This is a genomic window from Pseudomonas sp. MIACH, from assembly GCF_001269925.1.
Taxonomy (GTDB): Bacteria; Pseudomonadota; Gammaproteobacteria; order Pseudomonadales; family Pseudomonadaceae; genus Aquipseudomonas.
Genome location: NZ_LHVO01000051.1, coordinates 160,719 through 179,840, shown reverse-complemented (window position 1 = coordinate 179,840; position 19,122 = coordinate 160,719). Strand labels below are relative to the sequence as shown.

The following is a 19,122-nucleotide window of genomic DNA, read 5'->3' as shown; positions in this document are numbered from 1 at the left end:
GGGACGGATAATGCAGGAGCCTGCGCGTAGAGTTCAACTCAGTCTGCTTTGTCGCCGCCCGCAAGATTCTTCTTCGTGCCGGTCTTGAAGTCGGTCTCGTACCAGCCGCTGCCGCTCAGGCGGAAGCCCGGCATGGACAACATCTTCTTGAGCTCCGGTGCCTGGCAGGCCGGGCAATCGACCAGCGGCGCGGCGCTGATCTTCTGAATGGCTTCCAACTGATGACCACAGGAAGCACATTGATAGTCGTACATGGGCATGGAGATGTCTCGGCGATCAGATCGTTACTGCGCCACGCCTGACCAGGGATACAGCCCCGGCATGCGCAGCAAAGCGCGGGATTATATCTGGTAAATCAAGGCAGCGCAGCCGCCTTTCTGCCCGGAGCCTCGCCCACCTCGACGGCAGGCCGGCCCCGGTGCCCGTTGACTACTCAGGGGTCGGCGAGGTCACCCGACCTTTTAATACGTGAACGACACATACCACCCTGACCAGCCCACTGAAGTTCTTCACACCTCCGTAGCGCAAGTGCACTTCCCGATCAACATAAGACAACAACGCACTGACCGAACAAGCGTTGATCCTGGCTATTTCCGTGAGGATATTCCAATAAATCTGCTCAAGTCGCAGACAGGTGGAAAACCCATTGAGCCTTACCGATCGGGACAGTGGCTTGGCCAGTCCCATATCAAACCCCTTAGCGAAGGGGTCGACGTTTATCTTATGAAAACCGCCGATTTCCATCACTCCAACATCCACTCCACGTGACATACACCTGACACTCCATTGCCAAACAGCAGCCCATGGGTTCTCCCAATGGACAGTGGAGCTATAAAACAGCAGGACGGGGCAGGCAGCCAGAAGACGGGACGTTGATCAGCGTAGGACAACGCCAGGAAATGCGCGGAAACAAGCGAGTGGCGCCAAAACGGCGCCACTGCGGGTCGACGTTTACTGGTTTTCGAGCAGGGAGCGCAGCATCCACGCGGTTTTCTCGTGAACCTGCATGCGCTGGGTCAGCAGGTCCGCAGTCGGCTCATCGCTGACTTTGTCGAGCAGCGGGAAAATGCCACGCGCAGTACGTGTGACCGCCTCCTGGCCTGCCACCAGTTGCTTGATCATCTCTTCGGCGCTGGGCACGCCCTCTTCTTCCTTGATGGAGGAAAGACGGGCGTAGATCGAATAGGCGCCCGGTGCCGGGAAACCCAGGGCGCGGATACGCTCGGCAATGGAGTCCACCGCCAGCGCCAGTTCGTTGTACTGCTCTTCGAACATCAAGTGCAGCGTACGAAACATGGGACCCGTGACGTTCCAATGGAAGTTGTGGGTCTTCAGGTACAGTACATAGGTATCGGAAAGCAGTCGTGAAAGCCCATCGACGATGGATTTACGATCTTCTTCACTGATACCGATATCGATTGCCATGTTTATCCCCTTCAATTGACAAGCATTCATTGATCAGGTGCAAGGCCACTCTAGCAAGAGCACCGCAGATACGCAGCCCGGCACGCTAGGGCGACATGCGGCAAATCGCCCCTGCACGACCTGTCAGCCCGTGCAGGACAAGCCTTTGGGGCGCATAGGAAATTTCCTTTAAGTCCGCCTGAAACACCTGCACATGTCTAGGACAAGCGTTTCCCGCAGAAATGCCGTACCCCTTTCACCCCCCGCAAATGCTTGATTTGAGTAGGCACGGCCTTTGCTGTTAAATAGGCAGCGTGTCGCCGCCGTTATTTCCCACGGCAAGCGGCATAGGCTGATGCCCGCGCACGTGCCCAACGCCTCCCATTGTTCAGAAGCGAACCGTGCCAGTCAGCTCTTCCTTGTGATCCGTCTTAACGTGAGTTAATCAAAATGTTGAAAATCGTCCACCTGCTAACGGGCGTTGCAGCTTTGCTGCTGTCCTTTATCCCGACCCTGCAGCCTGAAAGCCTGCCCTACCTGCAACAACACGACGCTCTGTACCTGGCCTTGTTCGGCCTTCTTAACCTGACGCTCGCTCCCGTAATCCCTTACTGGAACAAAGGCACACGTCATCAACTGCAAAACCTGGTCAGCGCACTGCTGGTACTGACCGTTGTCGTACAAACCCTCACCCTCCTGGCACCTATGCCTGAAGTGGGCGGCCACCCGGCCATCCTGCTCAGCCTGGTGATTGCTGTGGTCGCCATCGTTCTTCATCTGGCCATCAGCTTCTACCGTTCGTCCCCGGCGGCCGCGTCGCAAAACTACGACATGACCAATCGGGATACCGGTACCGTCAAGTGGTTCAACACGTCCAAAGGCTTCGGCTTTATTTCCCGTGATTCGGGCGACGATATCTTCGTCCACTTCCGGGCCATTCGTGGCGAAGGCCATCGCGTCCTGGTGGAAGGCCAGCGCGTGGAGTTCTCCGTGATGAATCGCGACAAAGGCCTGCAAGCCGAAGACGTGATCGCGGCCCTGCCGCGTCGCTGATACCCGCCTTCGCAGGCATAAAAAAACCGCGATCCAGCCTGGCTGGATCGCGGTTTTTTATTGCACGGGGATTAGTAGTGCGGCGGCGGCGCCTCTTCTTCGGACGCCTCGAACTGACCGCCCATCTCTTCCTGACGCTTGAGCAGCGCGGTCATCTGCAGTTGCAGGCGTTCAACCGCGCGCTGCTGGGCGACCAGGATGTCATTGAGGGTCTCGATGGTGTCGTCCTGAAAGGCCAGGCGGCTTTCCAGATCGGTGACGCGGTCTTGCAGATCCATGATTCAACCCTGGATAAAAATAAAGTCAGCCGGCAGCAGCTCGCGCAAACGCGCGCGAATCGCCGTCACTTGCTGGTCTGTGTAAGGCACGGCCGGCTGCTTGCCCCATACCGGCGCTGGCCAGGCGGCATCGTCACGCTTACGTACGATCACATGCACATGCAATTGGCTGACAACGTTACCCAGCGCACCAATATTCATCTTGTCGGCGGCCAGGCCTTCGTTCAGCCACTGCGCCAGGGCCGTTGTTTCCTGCCACAGCGTTTGTTGATCTGCGACACCCAACTGAAACACCTCGCTGATACCGTTGATACGCGGCACCAGGATGAACCAGGGGTAGTTCGAGTCATTGGACAGCAGCAGACGGCACAACGGGAAGTCCCCGATGACCAGCGTGTCTTGTTGCAGGCGTTGATCTAAGGCAAACACCACGGGCGCTCCGTTCGGCAGGTCAAGTTCAGGCGCCCAGCATACCGTTGAATGCCTCAGGCTTCACGGCGATTGCGCAGAGGCCTGCGCAATCCGACAAAAAGCCTGCACCCTTTCGATGCAGGTATTTATTTGAGCTACGCTAATTCGGGCCTCACCGGGCTGCACCAAAATGACCCACTTGTGCTTCAAAGAGATCCGCCAGTACCCACTCAGAGGGGTGGTCCGGTAACGTTTTTCTCCGGTACAGCTTTTTTGCACCTGCGAACAGGGGTAACACACGGGCGTCAAGCCCAAACCAAACGGCGTAAAAAGCCCGTGCTTATGCGGTTTTTACAGGCTCTTCACGTTTTTCACGAAAAAATGACATTCGATTATCGGTTTGGGCGCGCTTGTTGCATTCACCCCCCTATCGTCGACAACGACACCGATTCGGACGCCGGTGTTTCGCGATAACAGAACAGCAGCGTTTCAGTGCATCCCACGGAAGAATTCAAACTTCGAAAGGCGTTTGAAAACAGCATTGAAGTTGTCAGTCCCGTTACATTCGGACTGTGAATTTGCGACATGGATCTAGCAATTTACGACAGCCTCGTAAAGAAGCTGAAAGGAAAGTTGGGTAAGTATCGTCAATAGGGTCTGCGTGATATAACTTTGCGCCGACACAAAAAGAAAGAGCCGCCCAGATAAAAATACAGGTGGGACGGCAGTACTCTTCCTAAAACCAAAGGAGCAAATCACGATGCGCGTGATGAAGTGGAGCATGATCGCCCTGGCTGTTTCAGCAGGCACCTCGCAGTTCGCAATGGCGTCCGCCCAGGACGATTCCAAGGGCTTTATCGAAGACAGTACCGCCAGCATCCTGACGCGTGCCTTGTACTTCAGCCGTGACCGCCGCAACCACGATGCAGAACAAAGCCGTATCGAAGAAACCGGTCTCGGCTTCCACGGCCTGTTCAGCTCGGGCTACACCCAAGGCACCATCGGTGTCGGTGTCGACGTGATCGGCCTGCTCGGCGTCAAGCTCGACAGCGGCAAGGGTCGTGCCGGTACCGGTCTGTTCCCTGAGGGTTCCGACGGCCGTTCGCAGGACGACTATTCCAAAGCCGGTGCTGCCGTTAAGTTCCGTATTTCCAATACGGTCCTGAAGGTCGGTGATCAATACACCACCGCTCCAGTGTTCGCCTCCGATGACAGCCGTTTGCTGCCGGAACTGCCGCAAGGCGTTTCCATCACCAGCAACGAAATCAAAGATCTGAAACTGGAAGCCGGTCACTTCACCTCGATCGTTGCCCAGGATCAAACCTACCGCGACAGTATCGCCAGCTCCGAACCAGGCTCAAAACGTGGCCTGCGAGACGCCAACTTCCTGGGCGGCGTGTACTCCTGGACCCCAGAGTTCACCACCAGCCTCTACTACTCGAAAGTGGAAGACTACTGGAAGAAGATCTACGCCAACGTCAACTGGACCCACGCGCTCAGCGATGACCAGTCCGTGGCTGTCGACTTCAACATCTACGACACCAAGAGCGACGGCGCCGGCCTGGTCCGTGCTGACAAAGACAGCACCACCAAGCTCGACAACCGTGCGTTCAGCCTGCAAGGCGCGTACACCATTGGCGCTCACACCTTCACCCTGGCAGCACAGAAGGTCAGCGGCGACGGCCAGTACGGCTACGGCGTAGACGGCGGCGGCACGATTTTCCTGGCCAACTCCATCGCCCGTTCCGACTTCAACGCTGAAGACGAGAAGTCCTACCAGGCTCGCTATGACCTGAACATGGCGACCTTTGGCATCCCAGGCCTGAGCTTCATGACTCGTTATGTGAAAGGTACTGGCGCCAACACCTCGACCACTAACAACGGTAAAGAGTGGGAACGCGATATCGAAGCCAAATACGTGATCCAGAGCGGTCCAGCCAAAGACCTGAGCCTGCGCGTACGTCAAGCGACCTATCGTTCGTCTGACCAGGTTTACTCGGGTTCTCTCGACGAACTGCGTCTGATCGCGCAATACCCGCTGAACATCTTGTAATTGCCCGTTCAATTACAACGATGACTTAAGGCCTCGGCCTTAAACAAAAAAGCCGCTCCCCTGTTTACAAGGGAGCGGCTTTTTCATTGCAGTTTTATTTCAGCGAAGAATAACTAGCAAGCTAACTAACGAGATACAGGTGATACGTTTAACCTGACCTTTCGGCCAACTCAAACGTAACTGTTGAACTTACTTCGGTGCTGCTTCCTGCATGACTCGAATAACCCGCTGCGGAAAAGGAATATCAATATTCGCGGCCTTCAAACGATCACGCGCCAGTTCATTGAGCATGAACACCACGTCCCAATAATCCGACGTCTTGGTCCAGCAACGCAGGGAGACGGTGATCGAGCTATCGCCCAAGGTCGACACCACGGCCACAGCGGCAGGATCGGCCAGCACGCGCGGGTCTTTTGCCAGCTCCAGCAGCACTTCACGGGCTTTCTGCAGGTCCGCCTCGTAGTCCACACCCACGTCAAACACCACCTTGCGGGTCGGCTGACGGTTGGTGTTGGTGATGATGCCGTTGGACAGGATGCCGTTAGGCACGATCACAGTCTTGTTGTCGCCGGTTCGCAGCACAGTGTGAAAGATCTGGATGCTATCGACAGTCCCCGAGGTGCCCTGGGCTTCGATCCAGTCACCAATGCGGAACGGGCGGAACAACAGAATCAGCACACCACCGGCGAAGTTGGCCAGGCTGCCTTGCAACGCCAGGCCGATGGCCAGGGTAGCAGCACCGATGGCAGCTACGAACGAGGTAGTCGCCACGCCGATCATCGACGCCACACTCACAATCAGCATGACTTTCAGCGCGATGTTCGCAAGGCTGGTGATGAAGTGCTGCAGTGCCAGGTCCGCGTTACGCAAGGCCAGCAGGCGGCCCACTCGGTGGGTCAATACGTTGATCAGCCACCAGCCAATGGCCAGGGTGATCACCGCCAGCAACACCCGGCTGCCGTATTCCATGATCATCGGGATCCACGACTGCGAGGTCTTGATCAAGTGATCCATTTCAGCGTTTAAATCCATGTAGCTTCTCCTGTATGGCGGATGTGCGGCTTTATTGACTGCTTAAAATGCAAATGAGCCCCGTAGGGCTCAAGTGAGGGCGCAGGTTGTGGGGCGTGGGACGCCGAAAACGCCCGCAGGTTCCCCAATGTGCCATCAGTCGCGGAAGTTATTGAACTGCAGCGGCATGTCGAAGGTCTTGGCGCGCAGGGCCGCGATAGCGTCTTGCAGGTCATCACGTTTTTTGCCGGTGACGCGAACCTGCTCACCCTGGATAGCAGCCTGGACTTTCAGCTTGGCATCCTTGATATGGGCGACGATCTTCTTCGCCAGTTCCTTGTCGATGCCTTCCTTGAGCACGGCTTCCTGCTTCATCAGCTTGCCGGAGGCGTAGGCATCCTTGATTTCAAGGCACTGCGCGTCGATCTTGCGTTTGACCAGCGACAGCTTGAGGATCTCGATCATCGCTTCCAGCTGGAAATCGGCTTCAGCGGTCAGGTTGACGGTCAGTTCCTTTTCCTTGAATTCGAAGCTGCCCTTGCCTTTCAAGTCATAGCGACGGTCCAGCTCCTTGACGGCGTTCTCGACGGCGTTGGTGACTTCGTGTTTGTCCAGTTCAGATACCACGTCGAACGAAGGCATGTGATTTCTCCAATATAAGGGGCGGGCTCAGTAGAGATGGAGCGCGCCCGAGCTAAAATGCCGAGGCATTATAGCGGTTCTTTCGTCCCGTTCACTGTGAGCGATCCTACGGAGCAAAAACTGATGTCGACCACCTGGCATATTCTCGGCGCCGGCAGCCTGGGCACACTGTGGGCCACCCGCCTGGCGCGCGCCGGTGTGCCCGTCAGGTTGATCCTGCGCGATGCTGCGCGCCTGGCCAGCTACCGGGCTACACCAGGCTTGACCCTGGTGGAGCACGACGTCGCCCACACTTACCCAGTGATCGGCGAAACACCCGACAACCCAGAGCCCATTCATCGCCTGCTGGTAGCGTGCAAGGCCTACGATGCCCAGAGCGCTGTCGCACAACTGCAACATCGCCTGGCACCGGACGCCGAGCTGATCCTGCTGCAAAACGGCCTCGGCAGCCAGGACGCGGTGGCCGCCCAACTGCCCCAGGCCCGCTGCATGTTTGCCTCCAGTACCGAAGGCGCATTTCGCGACGGTGACTGGCGCGTGGTGTTCGCCGGCCATGGCTACACCTGGCTGGGGGACGCGAGCCACCCTACCCCACCGTTGTGGCTGGACGACCTGCACGCTGCGGGCATCCCCCACGAATGGAGCACCGACATCCTCACCCGCCTGTGGCGCAAGCTGGCGCTCAATTGCGCGATCAACCCGCTGACAGTGCTTTACCAGTGCCGCAACGGTGAACTGCAACACCATCAATGTGAAGTCGCGACCCTGTGCGCCGAACTTGGCGAATTGCTGGAATGCTGTGGCCAACCCGCCGCCGCGCAGGATCTGCAGCACGAAGTGGAACGGGTGATCCAGGCCACCGCCGCCAACTACTCCTCCATGTACCAGGACGTGGTCAACGCCCGTCGCACCGAAATCAGCTACTTGCTGGGCTATGCTTGCCAGGCGGCCGCTCGTCACCAATTGAGCCTGCCGCATTTGCAACAGCTGCAAGTGCGCCTGGTTGAGCACTTACTTGCACGCGGATTGCCCCGCGACTGAGCCACGCGCTACCCTGCCCGCCTGTCTATCACCTGGGAAAACCCTGATGCCGCTGCGCCAGCGTCTAGAAAACCTACCAGTCGGGCAGAAACTGCTGGCCGCCCTGCTGGTGCTGCTGACCACCGTCCTGCTGGTGGCCAACCTGACCTTTATCAGTGCCGCCTACTGGATCTCCCAGGAAAGCATGGCACCCCAGGCCTTGCAGGCCATCGGCCGGCTGGTGTCCAACCCGGCCCTTGCCGCCGAAGCCCTCGAATCCCCGACCAAGGCTGACGCGCTGCTGAATGAACTGACCAGCTATTCGCCTTTGCGCGCCGCCGCCTTGTACGACGGCGAAGGCAATCTCCTGGCGCAGATGCAACACGGCGATCGCCTGCACCTGCCGGACAACTACCGGCATATCGAAGCCTGGCGAGTGACCGAATTTCGCAGTAACCAGATCATCACCCTGCCCCGCCCCGGCCAACCGTCCGGCCACCTGCTGCTGGTGGCCAGCAGTGAGCTGCCGATGGCCTTCTATACCGGCACATTGACAGCCAGCCTGGGCATCCTGATTTTCAGTGTGTTGCTGTGGATGATCATCGCCCGGCAGATCAAACGCCTGATCACCCGGCCGATCCATGAGCTGGAAGAGTTGTCACGCCAAGTGACCCGCGAAGAGAACTACGCCCTGCGCGCCAGCCGGGGCAACCACGATGAAATCGGCAGTCTGGCCGAAGCCTTCAACACCATGCTGTCGCGTATCGAAGCCCGTGAGCAGCAGCTCAAGCGCGCTCGGGATGACTCACAAGCGGCCTACGACCAGGCACAAGGTCTGGCCGAAGAGACGCGCCACACCAACCGCAAGCTGGAGCTCGAAGTCCAGGTGCGCAGCAAGATCGAGAAAAAGCTCACCGGTTTCCAGAACTACCTCAACAGCATCATCGACTCGATGCCTTCGGCACTGATCGCCTTGGACGAACAGCTCTACGTCACTCAGTGGAATCAAGAGGCCACGGCCTTGTCCGGCACGCGCTTGGATGAAGCGCTGAATCAACCGATCTACCTCGCCTTCCAGCCGCTCAAACCGTACCTGCCGCAGATCAAGGCCACGGTGGAACAACACACGGTGGAGCGCATCGAGCGCGTCACCTGGATCAAGGACGACGAGCCCAAGCATTACGCCCTGACCTTCTATCCACTGATGGGCGGTGCCGGGCGCGGTGTAGTGATCCGTATCGACGACATCACCCAGCGTCTTTCACTGGAAGAAATGATGGTGCAGTCAGAAAAAATGCTGTCCGTCGGCGGGCTTGCTGCCGGCATGGCCCACGAGATCAACAACCCACTGGGGGCGATCCTGCATAACGTGCAGAACATTCGCCGGCGCCTGTCCCCAGACCTGCCCAAGAACCTGGAACACGCCGAACAAGTGGGCGTTGAGCTGGGCATCGTCAACCGCTACCTGCAAAGCCGCGAAGTGCCGCAACTGCTCGACGGCATTCAGCAGGCGGGGGCACGGGCGGCAAAAATCGTCACCCACATGCTCAGCTTCAGCCGCCGCAGCAACCGCCAGATGGCTCCTTGCGACTTACCGGCACTGATCGACCAGGCCGTAGAAATCGCCGGTAACGACTTTGACCTCGCCATTGGCTTCGACTTCAAGGGCCAGGCGATCATCCGTCAGTTCGACCCGCAACTGGGCCCCGTACCGGGCACCGCCAACGAACTGGAACAGGTGCTGCTCAACCTGCTGAAAAACGCCGCCCAAGCCATTCACCTGCGCGAAGACGACAGCGAGCCGGGGCGCATCATCCTGCGCACCCGCCTTAACCCGCCGTGGGCAGAGATCCAGGTGGAAGACAACGGCATCGGCATGAGCGAGAACGTGCGCAAACGCACCTTCGAGCCGTTCTTTACCACCAAGGAAATCGGCCAGGGCACCGGGCTTGGGCTGTCGGTGTCGTATTTCATCATCACCAACAACCATAAGGGCCAGATGGAGGTGCATTCCACCCTCGGCCAAGGCACCTGCTTCACCCTGCGCCTGCCCTTGGCCGGCAGCCAACTGCCACCTTACGAACTTACCCAACTGGAGCACTGACCATGGGCTTTCGCCTGTCGAAGATTTACACCCGTACCGGTGACAAAGGCGAAACCGGCCTCGGCGACGGCCGCCGCGTGCCCAAGGACCATCCCCGGGTGGAGGCCATTGGCGAAGTGGATACGCTGAACAGTCAGCTCGGCTTACTGCTGGCCTATCTCGAAGCCCTGGGCGGACAGCATCCGGGCTTGCAGGACGTGGTCGAGGTACTTACACCTTGCCAGCATCGGTTGTTCGATCTGGGTGGCGAGTTGGCTATGCCGGAGTACAAGGCACTGAATGCGGCAGAAGTGGATCGGCTGGAAGCCGCGATTGATCGCTGGAACGAGGAAGTCGGACCGCTGGAAAACTTTATCTTGCCCGGTGGTTCAGCGCTGATTGCCCAGGCCCATGTGTGCCGAAGCCTGGCGCGCAGTGCCGAGCGGCGCTGTCAGCATTTGAATGCGGTTGAACCGTTGGAAGGGGTGGGGTTGGCGTATATCAATCGGTTGTCGGATTTGCTGTTTGTGGCGGCGCGGGTGATTGCCAAGCGCCAGGGGGTTGCAGAAGTGTTGTGGCAGGCGGCGGCAAAGCCACACTGATGATGATGCTGTGACTGACAGGGCTTCACCGGGGGCAAGCCCCCGATAGGGCCCTTCAGAGCACCATCAAACCTCAGGCCAGAACGCCCGAATCCCTGCGACACCTTGAGCGCCGGCTTCCCACGCCTGCTCCCGCTGCGCAGGCCCAACCCCACCCAACAGAAACACCGGTTTGCTGAACCCACGGATCAACTCTGCCGCCTGCTCCCAGCCCAACGGCTGTGCATCAGGATGGGTCTGGGTCGGCTGCACCGGCGATAGCGTGACAAAATCCACGTCCATCAATTCCGCCAACGCCAGTTCTTCCGCGTTATGGCATGAAGCCGCCAACCAGCGGTCCTTCGGCAATGGCCGGCCTTTGCTCGCATATTTGCGCAGTTGGGCCGAGGTCATATGCCAGCCGGCCGCCGGAAAGTCCCCGAGCCATTCAAACGGTCCCTTGAGCATCAACTGCGCCTTACCGGCGCACAGGCCCACCGCATCTACCGCGAGGTCGCGGTATTTGGGGTCATAACCGTTGGGCGCCCGCAGCTGGATCAGCTTGGTGCCACCGGCGATAGCCTTCTGAATCCCGCGCAGGAGCGTGGGCGTTTCCAGCTCGCCCGGAGTAATCAGGTAGTCGGCGGGCAAGCGTGCAGCAGCCACAATCGGCGCATTGGCTGCGGGGAACTCATAGTTGGGCAGATCACGCGGGGCCACCCATTCCAGCGGTTGTCCCTCGGCGCCGTGGGGCTCGCCGGTAAAGGCCGAGACTTCCCAGACATCCAGCAACACCTGCTTGTCCGGGTAGTCATGCTGCACCTTGATCAGCGGTCGCGCCGTGGTGACCTGGATCCCCAGTTCTTCCTGCAACTCACGGGACAGGGCCGTGGCGACCGACTCATCGGCCTCCACCTTGCCACCGGGAAACTCCCACAGGCCGCCCTGATGCTGGGTATCGGCACGGCGCGCCAGCAGGATCCTGCCGTCGACACCGCGGATCACCGCTGCTGCTACATGCACTCGTTTCACCGCGCTTATCCTCTTCTATCAGGTACGGTATTCCGCATTGATCTTCACGTACTCGTGGGACAGGTCGGTGGTCCAGATGGTTTCGCTGCACTCACCGCGACCGAGTTCGATGCGGATGGTGATTTCTTCCTGCTGCATCACCGCCGAACCCTGGGCTTCGGTGTAGGTTTCGGCACGGGCGCCACGGCTGGCGATGCACACGTCGCCCAGGAACACGTCGATCTTGCTCACGTCCAGGTCCGGCACGCCGGCACGGCCGACGGCGGCCAGAATACGGCCCCAGTTCGGGTCGGAGGCGAACAGCGCGGTCTTGATCAGCGGCGAGTGGGCCACGGTGTAGCCGACATCCAGGCATTCCTGGTGATTGCCGCCGCCGTTGACTTCAACCGTCACGAACTTGGTCGCGCCTTCGCCGTCACGCACGATGGCCTGGGCGACTTCCATGCACACGTCGAACACCGCTTGCTTCAGCGCCGCGAACAGCGGGCCGCTGGCGGAGGTGATTTCCGGCAGGTCGGCTTTACCGGTGGCGATCAGCATGCAGCAATCGTTGGTCGAGGTATCGCCATCGATGGTGATGCGATTGAACGACTTGTTGGCGCCATCCAGGATCAGGCTGTGCAGTACGTCACGGGAGACTTTGGCGTCGGTGGCGATATAGCCAAGCATGGTGGCCATGTTCGGGCGAATCATGCCTGCGCCCTTGCTGATACCGGTCACGGTAACCGTCACACCGTCGTGCACGAACTGGCGGCTCGCGCCTTTTGGCAGGGTATCGGTGGTCATGATGCCGGTGGCGGCAGCTGCCCAGTTGTCCACAGACAAGTCATCCAGCGCGGCTTGCAGGGCGCCTTCGATTTTCTCGACCGGCAGCGGCTCACCGATGACACCGGTGGAGTACGGCAGCACTTGGCTTGCGTCCACACCGGCCAGTTGGGCCAGCTTGGCGCAGGTGCGCGCAGCGGCGACCAGCCCTGGCTCGCCGGTACCAGCGTTGGCATTACCGGTGTTGGTCAGCAGGTAACGGATCGGGCCGGCAACGCGTTGTTTGGCCAGGATCACCGGCGCGGCGCAGAAGGCATTGAGGGTGAACACGCCTGCAACGGTCGAGCCCTCGGCACAGCGCATCACCACTACATCCTTGCGCCCTGGGCGCTTGATGCCGGCCGAAGCGATACCGAGCTCAAAACCGGCAACCGGGTGCAATGTGGGCAAAGGACCAAGACCAACAGCCATGAATGCGCTCCTTAAAATTAGGTGATGTCTGTGCCGTCGTGATCGACGGTGAAATTAATGGCAAAACGCCGCGACGGCAGAGGCCGGTCGCGGCGCGGGGTGTTGCAGCGTCAGGCGAAAATCTTATTCGATCTGGCCGTGGCAGTGTTTGAATTTCTTGCCCGAACCGCAATAGCACAGTTCGTTGCGGCCCAGCTTCTGCTCGTTGCGCACCGGGGACTGGGCCAAGGCCACATCGACCTCTTCGCCCAACACCTCAGGCGCTTCCAGACCCGGGGCTTCGTCGTGCTGGAACTGCATGCGCGCCGCCAGTGCCTCGGCTTCCTGACGCAGGCGAGCTTCTTCCTCGATCGGGTCTTCGCGACGCACCTGAACGTGGGACAGCACGCGAATCGAATCGCGCTTGATCGAATCCAGCAACTCGGAGAACAGCGTGAACGACTCGCGCTTGTACTCCTGCTTCGGGTTCTTCTGGGCGTAGCCGCGCAGGTGGATACCGTGACGCAGGTGGTCCATGGTCGACAGGTGGTCTTTCCACAGGTCGTCCAGCACGCGCAGTACGATCTGCTTCTCGAAGGTGCGCAGTGCTTCGGCACTCGCCTGCTCTTCTTTCTCGTTGTACGCGGCCAGCAGCTCGGTCATGAGCTTCTCGCGCAGGGTTTCCTCGTACAGGTGGTCGTCTTCGTCGAGCCATTGCTGGACCGGCAGATCGACACCGAAGTCGTTCTTCAACGCAGCTTCCAGACCGGCGACATCCCACTGCTCAGGCAACGACTGTGGCGGGATATGGGCGCTGACGGTGGCGTTGAGCACGTCCTGACGGAAATCAGCGATGGTCTCGCCAATGTTGTCGGCGGCCAGCAACGTGTTACGCATGTGATAAATCACTTTACGCTGTTCGTTGTTGACGTCATCGAACTCAAGCAGTTGCTTACGAATGTCGAAGTTACGACCTTCTACCTTGCGCTGTGCCTTCTCGATGGCGTTGGTCACCATGCGGTGCTCGATCGCTTCACCGGACTGCATGCCCAGGGCTTTCATGAAGTTCTTCACCCGATCCGAGGCGAAGATGCGCATCAGGCTGTCTTCCAGGGACAGGTAGAAGCGGCTGGAACCGGCGTCACCCTGGCGGCCGGCACGGCCACGCAGCTGGTTGTCGATACGACGGGATTCGTGACGCTCGGACGCAATCACCTGCAAGCCACCGGATTCCAGCACGGCCTGGTGGCGTTTCTGCCAGTCGGCCTTGATCTGGGCGATCTGCTCAGGGGTCGGGTTGTCCAGCGAGGCCACTTCCACTTCCCAGTTACCGCCCAACAGGATGTCGGTACCACGACCGGCCATGTTGGTGGCGATGGTCAGCGCGCCTGGGCGACCGGCCTGGGCGATGATCTCGGCTTCTTTTTCGTGGAACTTGGCGTTGAGGACCTTGTGCTCGATGCCTTCCTTGTTGAGCAGGTTGGAGACGTGCTCGGAAGTTTCGATGGTGGCGGTACCCACCAGGATCGGACGACCCTGGGCCATGCCGTCCTTGATGTCGTTGATGATCGCCGCGTATTTCTCTTCGGCGGTCAGGAACACCAGGTCGTTGAAGTCTTTACGGGCCAGCGGCTTGTTCGGCGGGATGACCACTACCGACAGACCGTAGATCTGGTGGAATTCGAACGCTTCGGTGTCAGCCGTACCGGTCATGCCGGACAGCTTGTTATACAGGCGGAAGTAGTTCTGGAAGGTGGTGGACGCCAACGTCTGGCTTTCGGCCTGGATGTTGAGCACTTCCTTGGCTTCGATGGCCTGGTGCAGGCCTTCGGACAGACGACGACCCGGCATGGTACGTCCGGTGTGTTCGTCAACCAGTACAACCTGGCCGTCCTGCACGATGTATTCGACGTTGCGATGGAACAGCTTGTGGGCGCGCAGGCCAGCATATACGTGGGTCAACAGGCCCAGGTTGTGGGCCGAGTACAGGCTTTCGCCTTCAGCCAGCAGGCCGATCTGGGTCAGCATGTCTTCTACATACTGGTGACCGGCTTCGTTGAGCTCGACCTGACGGGTCTTCTCGTCGATGGTGAAGTGACCTTCTTTGGTCACCACGCCTTCCACTTCCTCGATGTGCTGCTCAAGACGCGGGATCAACTTGTTGATCTCGGTGTACAGGCGCGAGCTGTCTTCGGCCTGGCCGGAGATGATCAGCGGGGTACGGGCTTCGTCGATGAGGATGGAGTCGACTTCGTCGATCACGGCAAAGTTGAGTTCGCGCTGGAATTTTTCTTCCATGCTGAACGCCATGTTGTCGCGCAGGTAGTCGAAACCGAATTCGTTGTTGGTGCCGTAGGTGATGTCGGCGGCGTAGGCCGCACGCTTCTCTTCCGGCGGCTGGAACGGCGTTACCACGCCGACGGTCAGGCCGAGGAATTCATACAGCGGGCGCATCCAGTTGGCGTCCCGGCGAGCCAGGTAGTCGTTCACCGTCACAACGTGCACGCCCTTGCCGGACAGTGCGTTGAGGTAAACACCCAGGGTGGCTACCAGGGTCTTGCCTTCACCGGTACGCATTTCGGCAATCATGCCTTCATGCAAGGTCATGCCGCCGATCAACTGGACGTCGAAGTGGCGCATGCCCATGACACGCTTGCCGGCTTCACGGGCAACCGCAAAGGCTTCGGGAAGCAGCTTGTCGAGGGTTTCACCTTTGGCTATGCGGGCCTTGAACTCTTCGGTCTTGGCGCGCAATTGCTCGTCCGACAGGGCAACCATCTGCTCTTCGAAGGCATTGACCAGCTGCACCGTCTTGAGCATGCGTTTGACTTCGCGCTCATTCTTGCTTCCAAAAAGTTTCTTTAACAAAGGCGCAAACATATCGGCAGGTTCTTCCACACATAGGGATGGAGGGCGCACCGTGAGTGGCCCGAGCAGCCCTCACGGCCGCATGCGAACGCGCATTCTACCCGGAATCGTGGGTGAGGAAAGTGGCGTTGTTCCCCGATGCTGGCATGGTGCTGTGAGAGGGCTTGTTTAAAATAAGGGCTTTTGCGCGAACTTCAACCCGTGGAGTCGATTGATTTTGTGGATAAAGTCCCGGCAATGCATTGCCCGGGGCCGCGCAGACGCTTTCTGCTAAGATGGCCGCTCTGTTACTTAAGGTGTCCAAACATGGCATTTCGCCCTCTTACAGCCCGCGCGCCCAGCGTGTTGCTTCGCGAAGCCAAGCCGTTGAAAGCCATCTTTGGCCATGCGCAACGCTTGGGCCATTTGCAACGCCTGCTCGAAAGCCAACTGCAACCAGCCGCCCGCGAACACTGCCATGTGGCGTCCTGGCGAGAAGGCAACCTGCTGCTGATTGTCACAGACGGCCATTGGGCCACCCGTCTGCGCTATCAGCAAAAACGCCTGCAGCGTCAATTGATGGCATTCGATGAGTTCGCCAGCTTGACGCGCATCCAGTTCAAGGTACAACCACCGACCGTGCAACAAGGCGCGGCAGGCCACACCATGGACTTGTCGGAGACGGCGGCCGAGACGATTCAGGCCACGGCCGACGGCATCAGCGATCCGGGCTTGCGCGCAGCACTTGAGCGGCTGGCCGCCCATGGCAAACCCAAACCCTGAACCGCTACTTGCGCTTGCTGCCCCCCAGCAAAGACCCCAACAAACCACGTACCAGTTGGCGCCCCATCTGATTGGCCGCCTGCTGCATCGCTGATTTCAATGCCTTGCCTGCGGTGGTTCCCAGAAACGCCCCGGCCTTGTCAGCAAAGCTAGGCTCCTCGGCGGCCGGCGTGGCCTCCTCGGCGGGTCCAAGCTCCTTGCGCGCCATCAATACTTCATAGGCCGACTCGCGATCAATCGGCTTGTCATAGCGCCCCTGCAACGGCGAACTGGCCACCAATGCGGCGCGTTCAGCCGTGCTGAGTGGCCCGATTCGCGATTGCGGCGGCGCGACCAGCACGCGCTGGACGACTTCCGGCGTGCCTTTTTCCTGCAAGGTGCCCACCAATGCCTCACCCGTGCCCAACTCGGTCAAGACCGATAAAGCATCAAACGCGGGGTTCGGCCGGAATCCATCGGCTACCGCCCGCAAGGATTTCTGTTCTTTCGTGGTGAACGCCCGCAGGCCGTGCTGGACGCGCAAACCGAGTTGCGCCAGCACCGTGTCCGGCAGGTCGCCCGGCGATTGGGTGACGAAATACACTCCAACCCCCTTGGAGCGAATCAGCCGCACCACTTGCTCCAAGCGATCTTGCAAAGCCTTGGGCGTGTCGGCGAACAGCAAATGCGCCTCGTCGAAGAACAGCGCCAGCAGCGGTTTGTCAGCATCACCGCGCTCTGGCAGTTGCTCGAACAATTCCGCCAGCAGCCACAGCAGGAAGGTCGCGTATACCTTTGGCGCCTCATGCACCAGGCGACTGGCGTCCAACAGGTGGATACGCCCGCGCCCATCGCTGGTGGGCTGCAAGATGTCTTCAAGCTGCAGGGCCGGCTCGCCAAACAAGGCTTCGGCGCCCTGCTGCTCCAATACGGCCAGACGCCGCAACAGCGCCTGACTGGAGCCGGTGGTCATCAGCGCCGCGTCTTCGCCGAGCAACTGCGGGTGATAACGCAGGTGGTTGAGCAGTGCCTTGAGGTCTTTGAGATCCAGCAGTAACAGACCTTCGCGATCCGCCACCTTGAATGCCGCATAGAGGGCCGACTGCTGACTGTCAGTGAGCTCCAGCAAACTGCCGAGCAACAGCGGGCCCATTTCGCTGATGGTAGTGCGCAATGGATGGCCGGACTGCCCGTGGATGTCCCACAGCGTGACGGGGTAGGCCTTGGCCGTGTAATTAAGGAAAGGCATGCCGGCGATACGCTCGGCCACCTTGCCCTCGGGGGTGGCGGCAGCACCCAGGCCACAGAGGTCACCTTTGATATCAGCCGCAAATACCGCCACGCCCGCATCACTGAAGGCTTCGGCCAGGCGTTGCAGCGTGACCGTCTTGCCCGTGCCGGTAGCGCCGGCAATCAACCCATGACGGTTGGCCAGGCGCATGGCCTGGGCAATGGGCTGGCCATCAAGACCGGCACCGATAAGGAGTTGCGTGGAGTCAGGCATTTTGTCACCCATGGTTAATCTTTAGTGTCGCCAGGTCGATAAGACAGGTGTGAGACCCACAAAGTCTAAAAATCGCTCAGATAGTTCCTACATGGACCAACGGGAATATCAAAGCTTTTTTGACACTACCCTTTCGCGTGTTCCACAAGGACACGCTTCGGATATTAAGACCTTAGCGGACCCTTCAAGCTATGAATAAAAATCTACGTTTCAGCCATAAAATCCTGCTTGCAGCCTCCCTTATCGTCATCGCGGCCTTCGCACTGTTCACCCTCTACAACGACTACCTGCAACGCAATGCCATTCGCGACGACCTTAACAATTACCTGCATGAAATGGGCGATGTCACCGCCAGCAACATTCAGACCTGGCTTAACGGGCGCATTGCACTGGTGGAAAACGCGGCACAAAACATCGCCATCAACCCCGAGCCGTCGACCGTTGCCAGCCTGCTGGAACAGAAAACCCTGACGTCGTCCTTCATGGCTACCTACGTGGGCGACAGCAAAGGGGCCTTCACCATCCGCCCCGACACCAAGATGCCAGATGGCTTCGATCCGCGTGTTCGCCCCTGGTACAAGGGTGCCCAAAGCAGCAACGGCTCGACGCTGACCGAACCGTATATCGATGCCGCAACGGGGCAACTGATCATTTCCATCGCGACCCCCAGCGCCAAAGGCGGCCAAAGCATTGGTGTGGTGGGCGGCGACCTGAGCCTGCAAACCCTGGTAGATAACATTGGCGCGCTGAACTTCGGCGGCATGGGCTACGCGTTCCTGGTCAGTGCCGATGGCAAGGTGCTGGTACACCCGGACAAAAGCCTGGTGATGAAAACCCTGGCCGACATGTATCCAAAAAACACGCCGAAGATCAGCGGCGACTTCAGTGAAGTCCAAGCCAATGGCAAGGACAACATCGTGACCTTTACACCGATCAAGGGCCTGCCGTCGGTGAACTGGTACCTGGGCATTTCGGTGGATAAAGACAAATCCTTCGCCATGCTCAGCGAATTCCGCACCTCGGCGGTGATCGCCACGCTCATTGCTGTGGTGATCATCATTGCCTTGTTGGGCATGCTGATTCGCGTCCTGTTGCAACCGCTGCACGTGATGACCCGTGCCATGCAAGACATTGCCGATGGCGAAGGCGACCTGACTCGCCGCCTGACCATCCAGAATCACGATGAGTTCGGCACCCTGGGCACTGCATTCAACCGCTTCGTGGAG

17 protein-coding genes and 1 pseudogene are annotated in these 19,122 nt (G+C 59.2%); 7 read left to right on the top strand and 11 right to left on the bottom strand.

From position 1 onward, the window contains the following. Positions 1 to 38: 38 nt before the first annotated feature. The 3 genes from AD670_RS19220 to AD670_RS19210 form a co-directional block, all read right to left on the bottom strand. Positions 39 to 260, bottom strand: a complete 222-nt coding sequence (locus tag AD670_RS19220) for an FmdB family zinc ribbon protein (RefSeq protein ID WP_053135830.1) — start codon at positions 258 to 260, stop codon at positions 39 to 41. A 169-nt stretch (positions 261 to 429) separates the two neighbouring features. Beyond that, positions 430 to 771, bottom strand: coding sequence for a ribbon-helix-helix domain-containing protein (locus AD670_RS19215; protein WP_053135827.1), 342 nt, complete (start codon positions 769 to 771; stop codon positions 430 to 432). A gap of 180 nt (positions 772 to 951) precedes the next feature. Further along, positions 952 to 1,425, bottom strand: coding sequence for a Dps family protein (locus tag AD670_RS19210; protein ID WP_003193874.1), 474 nt, complete (start codon positions 1,423 to 1,425; stop codon positions 952 to 954). Between the two features lie 429 nt (positions 1,426 to 1,854). Between AD670_RS19210 and AD670_RS32150 the strand changes: the two genes are divergently transcribed. Then, on the top strand, positions 1,855 to 2,457 hold the full coding sequence (locus AD670_RS32150) for a cold-shock protein (protein ID WP_053135824.1): 603 nt from the start codon (positions 1,855 to 1,857) through the stop codon (positions 2,455 to 2,457). Between the two features lie 71 nt (positions 2,458 to 2,528). Here the strand turns inward: AD670_RS32150 and AD670_RS19200 are convergent, their stop codons facing one another. Beyond that, positions 2,529 to 2,735, bottom strand: a complete 207-nt coding sequence (locus AD670_RS19200) for a SlyX family protein (RefSeq protein WP_053135822.1) — start codon at positions 2,733 to 2,735, stop codon at positions 2,529 to 2,531. Between the two features lie 3 nt (positions 2,736 to 2,738). Then, positions 2,739 to 3,164 (bottom strand): HIT domain-containing protein, encoded by a 426-nt coding sequence (locus AD670_RS19195; RefSeq protein WP_053135959.1) that lies wholly within the window; start codon positions 3,162 to 3,164, stop codon positions 2,739 to 2,741. Positions 3,165 to 3,906: 742 nt separating this feature from the next. On the opposite strand from AD670_RS19195, the gene AD670_RS19190 reads away from it, so the two are divergent. Then, on the top strand, positions 3,907 to 5,199 hold the full coding sequence (locus AD670_RS19190) for an OprD family porin (RefSeq protein ID WP_053135819.1): 1,293 nt from the start codon (positions 3,907 to 3,909) through the stop codon (positions 5,197 to 5,199). Between the two features lie 189 nt (positions 5,200 to 5,388). Here AD670_RS19190 and AD670_RS19185 read toward each other — a convergent pair whose 3' ends face one another. Together AD670_RS19185 and AD670_RS19180 are read right to left on the bottom strand one after the other, a co-directional pair. Beyond that, a complete protein-coding gene (locus AD670_RS19185) occupies positions 5,389 to 6,231 on the bottom strand; it encodes a mechanosensitive ion channel family protein (protein WP_053135816.1) in 843 nt (280 codons plus the stop codon). A gap of 135 nt (positions 6,232 to 6,366) precedes the next feature. Next, positions 6,367 to 6,852, bottom strand: a complete 486-nt coding sequence (locus tag AD670_RS19180; protein WP_053135814.1) for a YajQ family cyclic di-GMP-binding protein — start codon at positions 6,850 to 6,852, stop codon at positions 6,367 to 6,369. A gap of 123 nt (positions 6,853 to 6,975) precedes the next feature. On the opposite strand from AD670_RS19180, the gene AD670_RS19175 reads away from it, so the two are divergent. Genes AD670_RS19175 through AD670_RS19165 form a run of 3 tightly spaced genes read left to right on the top strand, consistent with a single transcriptional unit; the run spans position 6,976 to position 10,557 of the window. Next, positions 6,976 to 7,893, top strand: a complete 918-nt coding sequence (locus AD670_RS19175) for a putative 2-dehydropantoate 2-reductase (protein ID WP_053135811.1) — start codon at positions 6,976 to 6,978, stop codon at positions 7,891 to 7,893. A gap of 46 nt (positions 7,894 to 7,939) precedes the next feature. After that, positions 7,940 to 9,976, top strand: a complete 2,037-nt coding sequence (locus AD670_RS19170; protein ID WP_053135807.1) for a PAS domain-containing sensor histidine kinase — start codon at positions 7,940 to 7,942, stop codon at positions 9,974 to 9,976. A gap of 2 nt (positions 9,977 to 9,978) precedes the next feature. After that, on the top strand, positions 9,979 to 10,557 hold the full coding sequence (locus AD670_RS19165) for a cob(I)yrinic acid a,c-diamide adenosyltransferase (RefSeq protein WP_053135803.1): 579 nt from the start codon (positions 9,979 to 9,981) through the stop codon (positions 10,555 to 10,557). 66 nt (positions 10,558 to 10,623) lie between these two features. On the opposite strand, the gene AD670_RS19160 is transcribed toward AD670_RS19165, so the two are convergent. From AD670_RS19160 to secA, 3 genes are all read right to left on the bottom strand, one after another. Beyond that, entirely contained in the window at positions 10,624 to 11,568 is a 945-nt protein-coding gene (locus AD670_RS19160) for a Nudix family hydrolase (RefSeq protein WP_053135800.1), read from the bottom strand. A gap of 18 nt (positions 11,569 to 11,586) precedes the next feature. Continuing rightward, positions 11,587 to 12,804, bottom strand: coding sequence for a bifunctional glutamate N-acetyltransferase/amino-acid acetyltransferase ArgJ (argJ, locus tag AD670_RS19155; protein WP_053135797.1), 1,218 nt, complete (start codon positions 12,802 to 12,804; stop codon positions 11,587 to 11,589). Positions 12,805 to 12,927: 123 nt separating this feature from the next. Further along, a complete protein-coding gene (gene secA / locus AD670_RS19150) occupies positions 12,928 to 15,663 on the bottom strand; it encodes a preprotein translocase subunit SecA (protein WP_053135794.1) in 2,736 nt (911 codons plus the stop codon). A gap of 294 nt (positions 15,664 to 15,957) precedes the next feature. On the opposite strand from secA, the gene AD670_RS19145 reads away from it, so the two are divergent. Continuing rightward, a complete protein-coding gene (locus AD670_RS19145) occupies positions 15,958 to 16,413 on the top strand; it encodes a DUF721 domain-containing protein (RefSeq protein WP_027605525.1) in 456 nt (151 codons plus the stop codon). 4 nt (positions 16,414 to 16,417) lie between these two features. Here the strand turns inward: AD670_RS19145 and AD670_RS19140 are convergent, their stop codons facing one another. Continuing rightward, on the bottom strand, positions 16,418 to 17,896 hold the full coding sequence (locus AD670_RS19140) for a helicase HerA-like domain-containing protein (RefSeq protein ID WP_053135956.1): 1,479 nt from the start codon (positions 17,894 to 17,896) through the stop codon (positions 16,418 to 16,420). Between the two features lie 191 nt (positions 17,897 to 18,087). Here AD670_RS19140 and AD670_RS32305 point away from each other — a divergent pair. Beyond that, positions 18,088 to 19,119 (top strand): annotated as a pseudogene (locus tag AD670_RS32305) (cache domain-containing protein); the annotation flags it as partial. Positions 19,120 to 19,122 lie beyond the last annotated feature (3 nt).

Bases quoted from the DNA above. Each gene is read 5' to 3' on its own strand.
- AD670_RS19210 (WP_003193874.1), bottom strand. From the start codon at position 1,425: ATGGCAATCGATATCGGTATCAGTGAAGAAGATCGTAAATCCATCGTC.
- secA (WP_053135794.1), bottom strand. From the start codon at position 15,663: ATGTTTGCGCCTTTGTTAAAGAAACTTTTTGGAAGCAAGAATGAGCGC.
- AD670_RS19215 (WP_053135827.1), bottom strand. From the start codon at position 771: ATGTCACGTGGAGTGGATGTTGGAGTGATGGAAATCGGCGGTTTTCAT.
- AD670_RS19200 (WP_053135822.1), bottom strand. From the start codon at position 2,735: ATGGATCTGCAAGACCGCGTCACCGATCTGGAAAGCCGCCTGGCCTTT.
- AD670_RS19220 (WP_053135830.1), bottom strand. From the start codon at position 260: ATGCCCATGTACGACTATCAATGTGCTTCCTGTGGTCATCAGTTGGAA.
- AD670_RS19180 (WP_053135814.1), bottom strand. From the start codon at position 6,852: ATGCCTTCGTTCGACGTGGTATCTGAACTGGACAAACACGAAGTCACC.
- AD670_RS32150 (WP_053135824.1), top strand. From the start codon at position 1,855: ATGTTGAAAATCGTCCACCTGCTAACGGGCGTTGCAGCTTTGCTGCTG.
- AD670_RS19165 (WP_053135803.1), top strand. From the start codon at position 9,979: ATGGGCTTTCGCCTGTCGAAGATTTACACCCGTACCGGTGACAAAGGC.
- AD670_RS19185 (WP_053135816.1), bottom strand. From the start codon at position 6,231: ATGGATTTAAACGCTGAAATGGATCACTTGATCAAGACCTCGCAGTCG.
- AD670_RS19140 (WP_053135956.1), bottom strand. From the start codon at position 17,896: ATGCCTGACTCCACGCAACTCCTTATCGGTGCCGGTCTTGATGGCCAG.
- argJ (WP_053135797.1), bottom strand. From the start codon at position 12,804: ATGGCTGTTGGTCTTGGTCCTTTGCCCACATTGCACCCGGTTGCCGGT.
- AD670_RS19175 (WP_053135811.1), top strand. From the start codon at position 6,976: ATGTCGACCACCTGGCATATTCTCGGCGCCGGCAGCCTGGGCACACTG.
- AD670_RS19190 (WP_053135819.1), top strand. From the start codon at position 3,907: ATGCGCGTGATGAAGTGGAGCATGATCGCCCTGGCTGTTTCAGCAGGC.
- AD670_RS19170 (WP_053135807.1), top strand. From the start codon at position 7,940: ATGCCGCTGCGCCAGCGTCTAGAAAACCTACCAGTCGGGCAGAAACTG.
- AD670_RS19145 (WP_027605525.1), top strand. From the start codon at position 15,958: ATGGCATTTCGCCCTCTTACAGCCCGCGCGCCCAGCGTGTTGCTTCGC.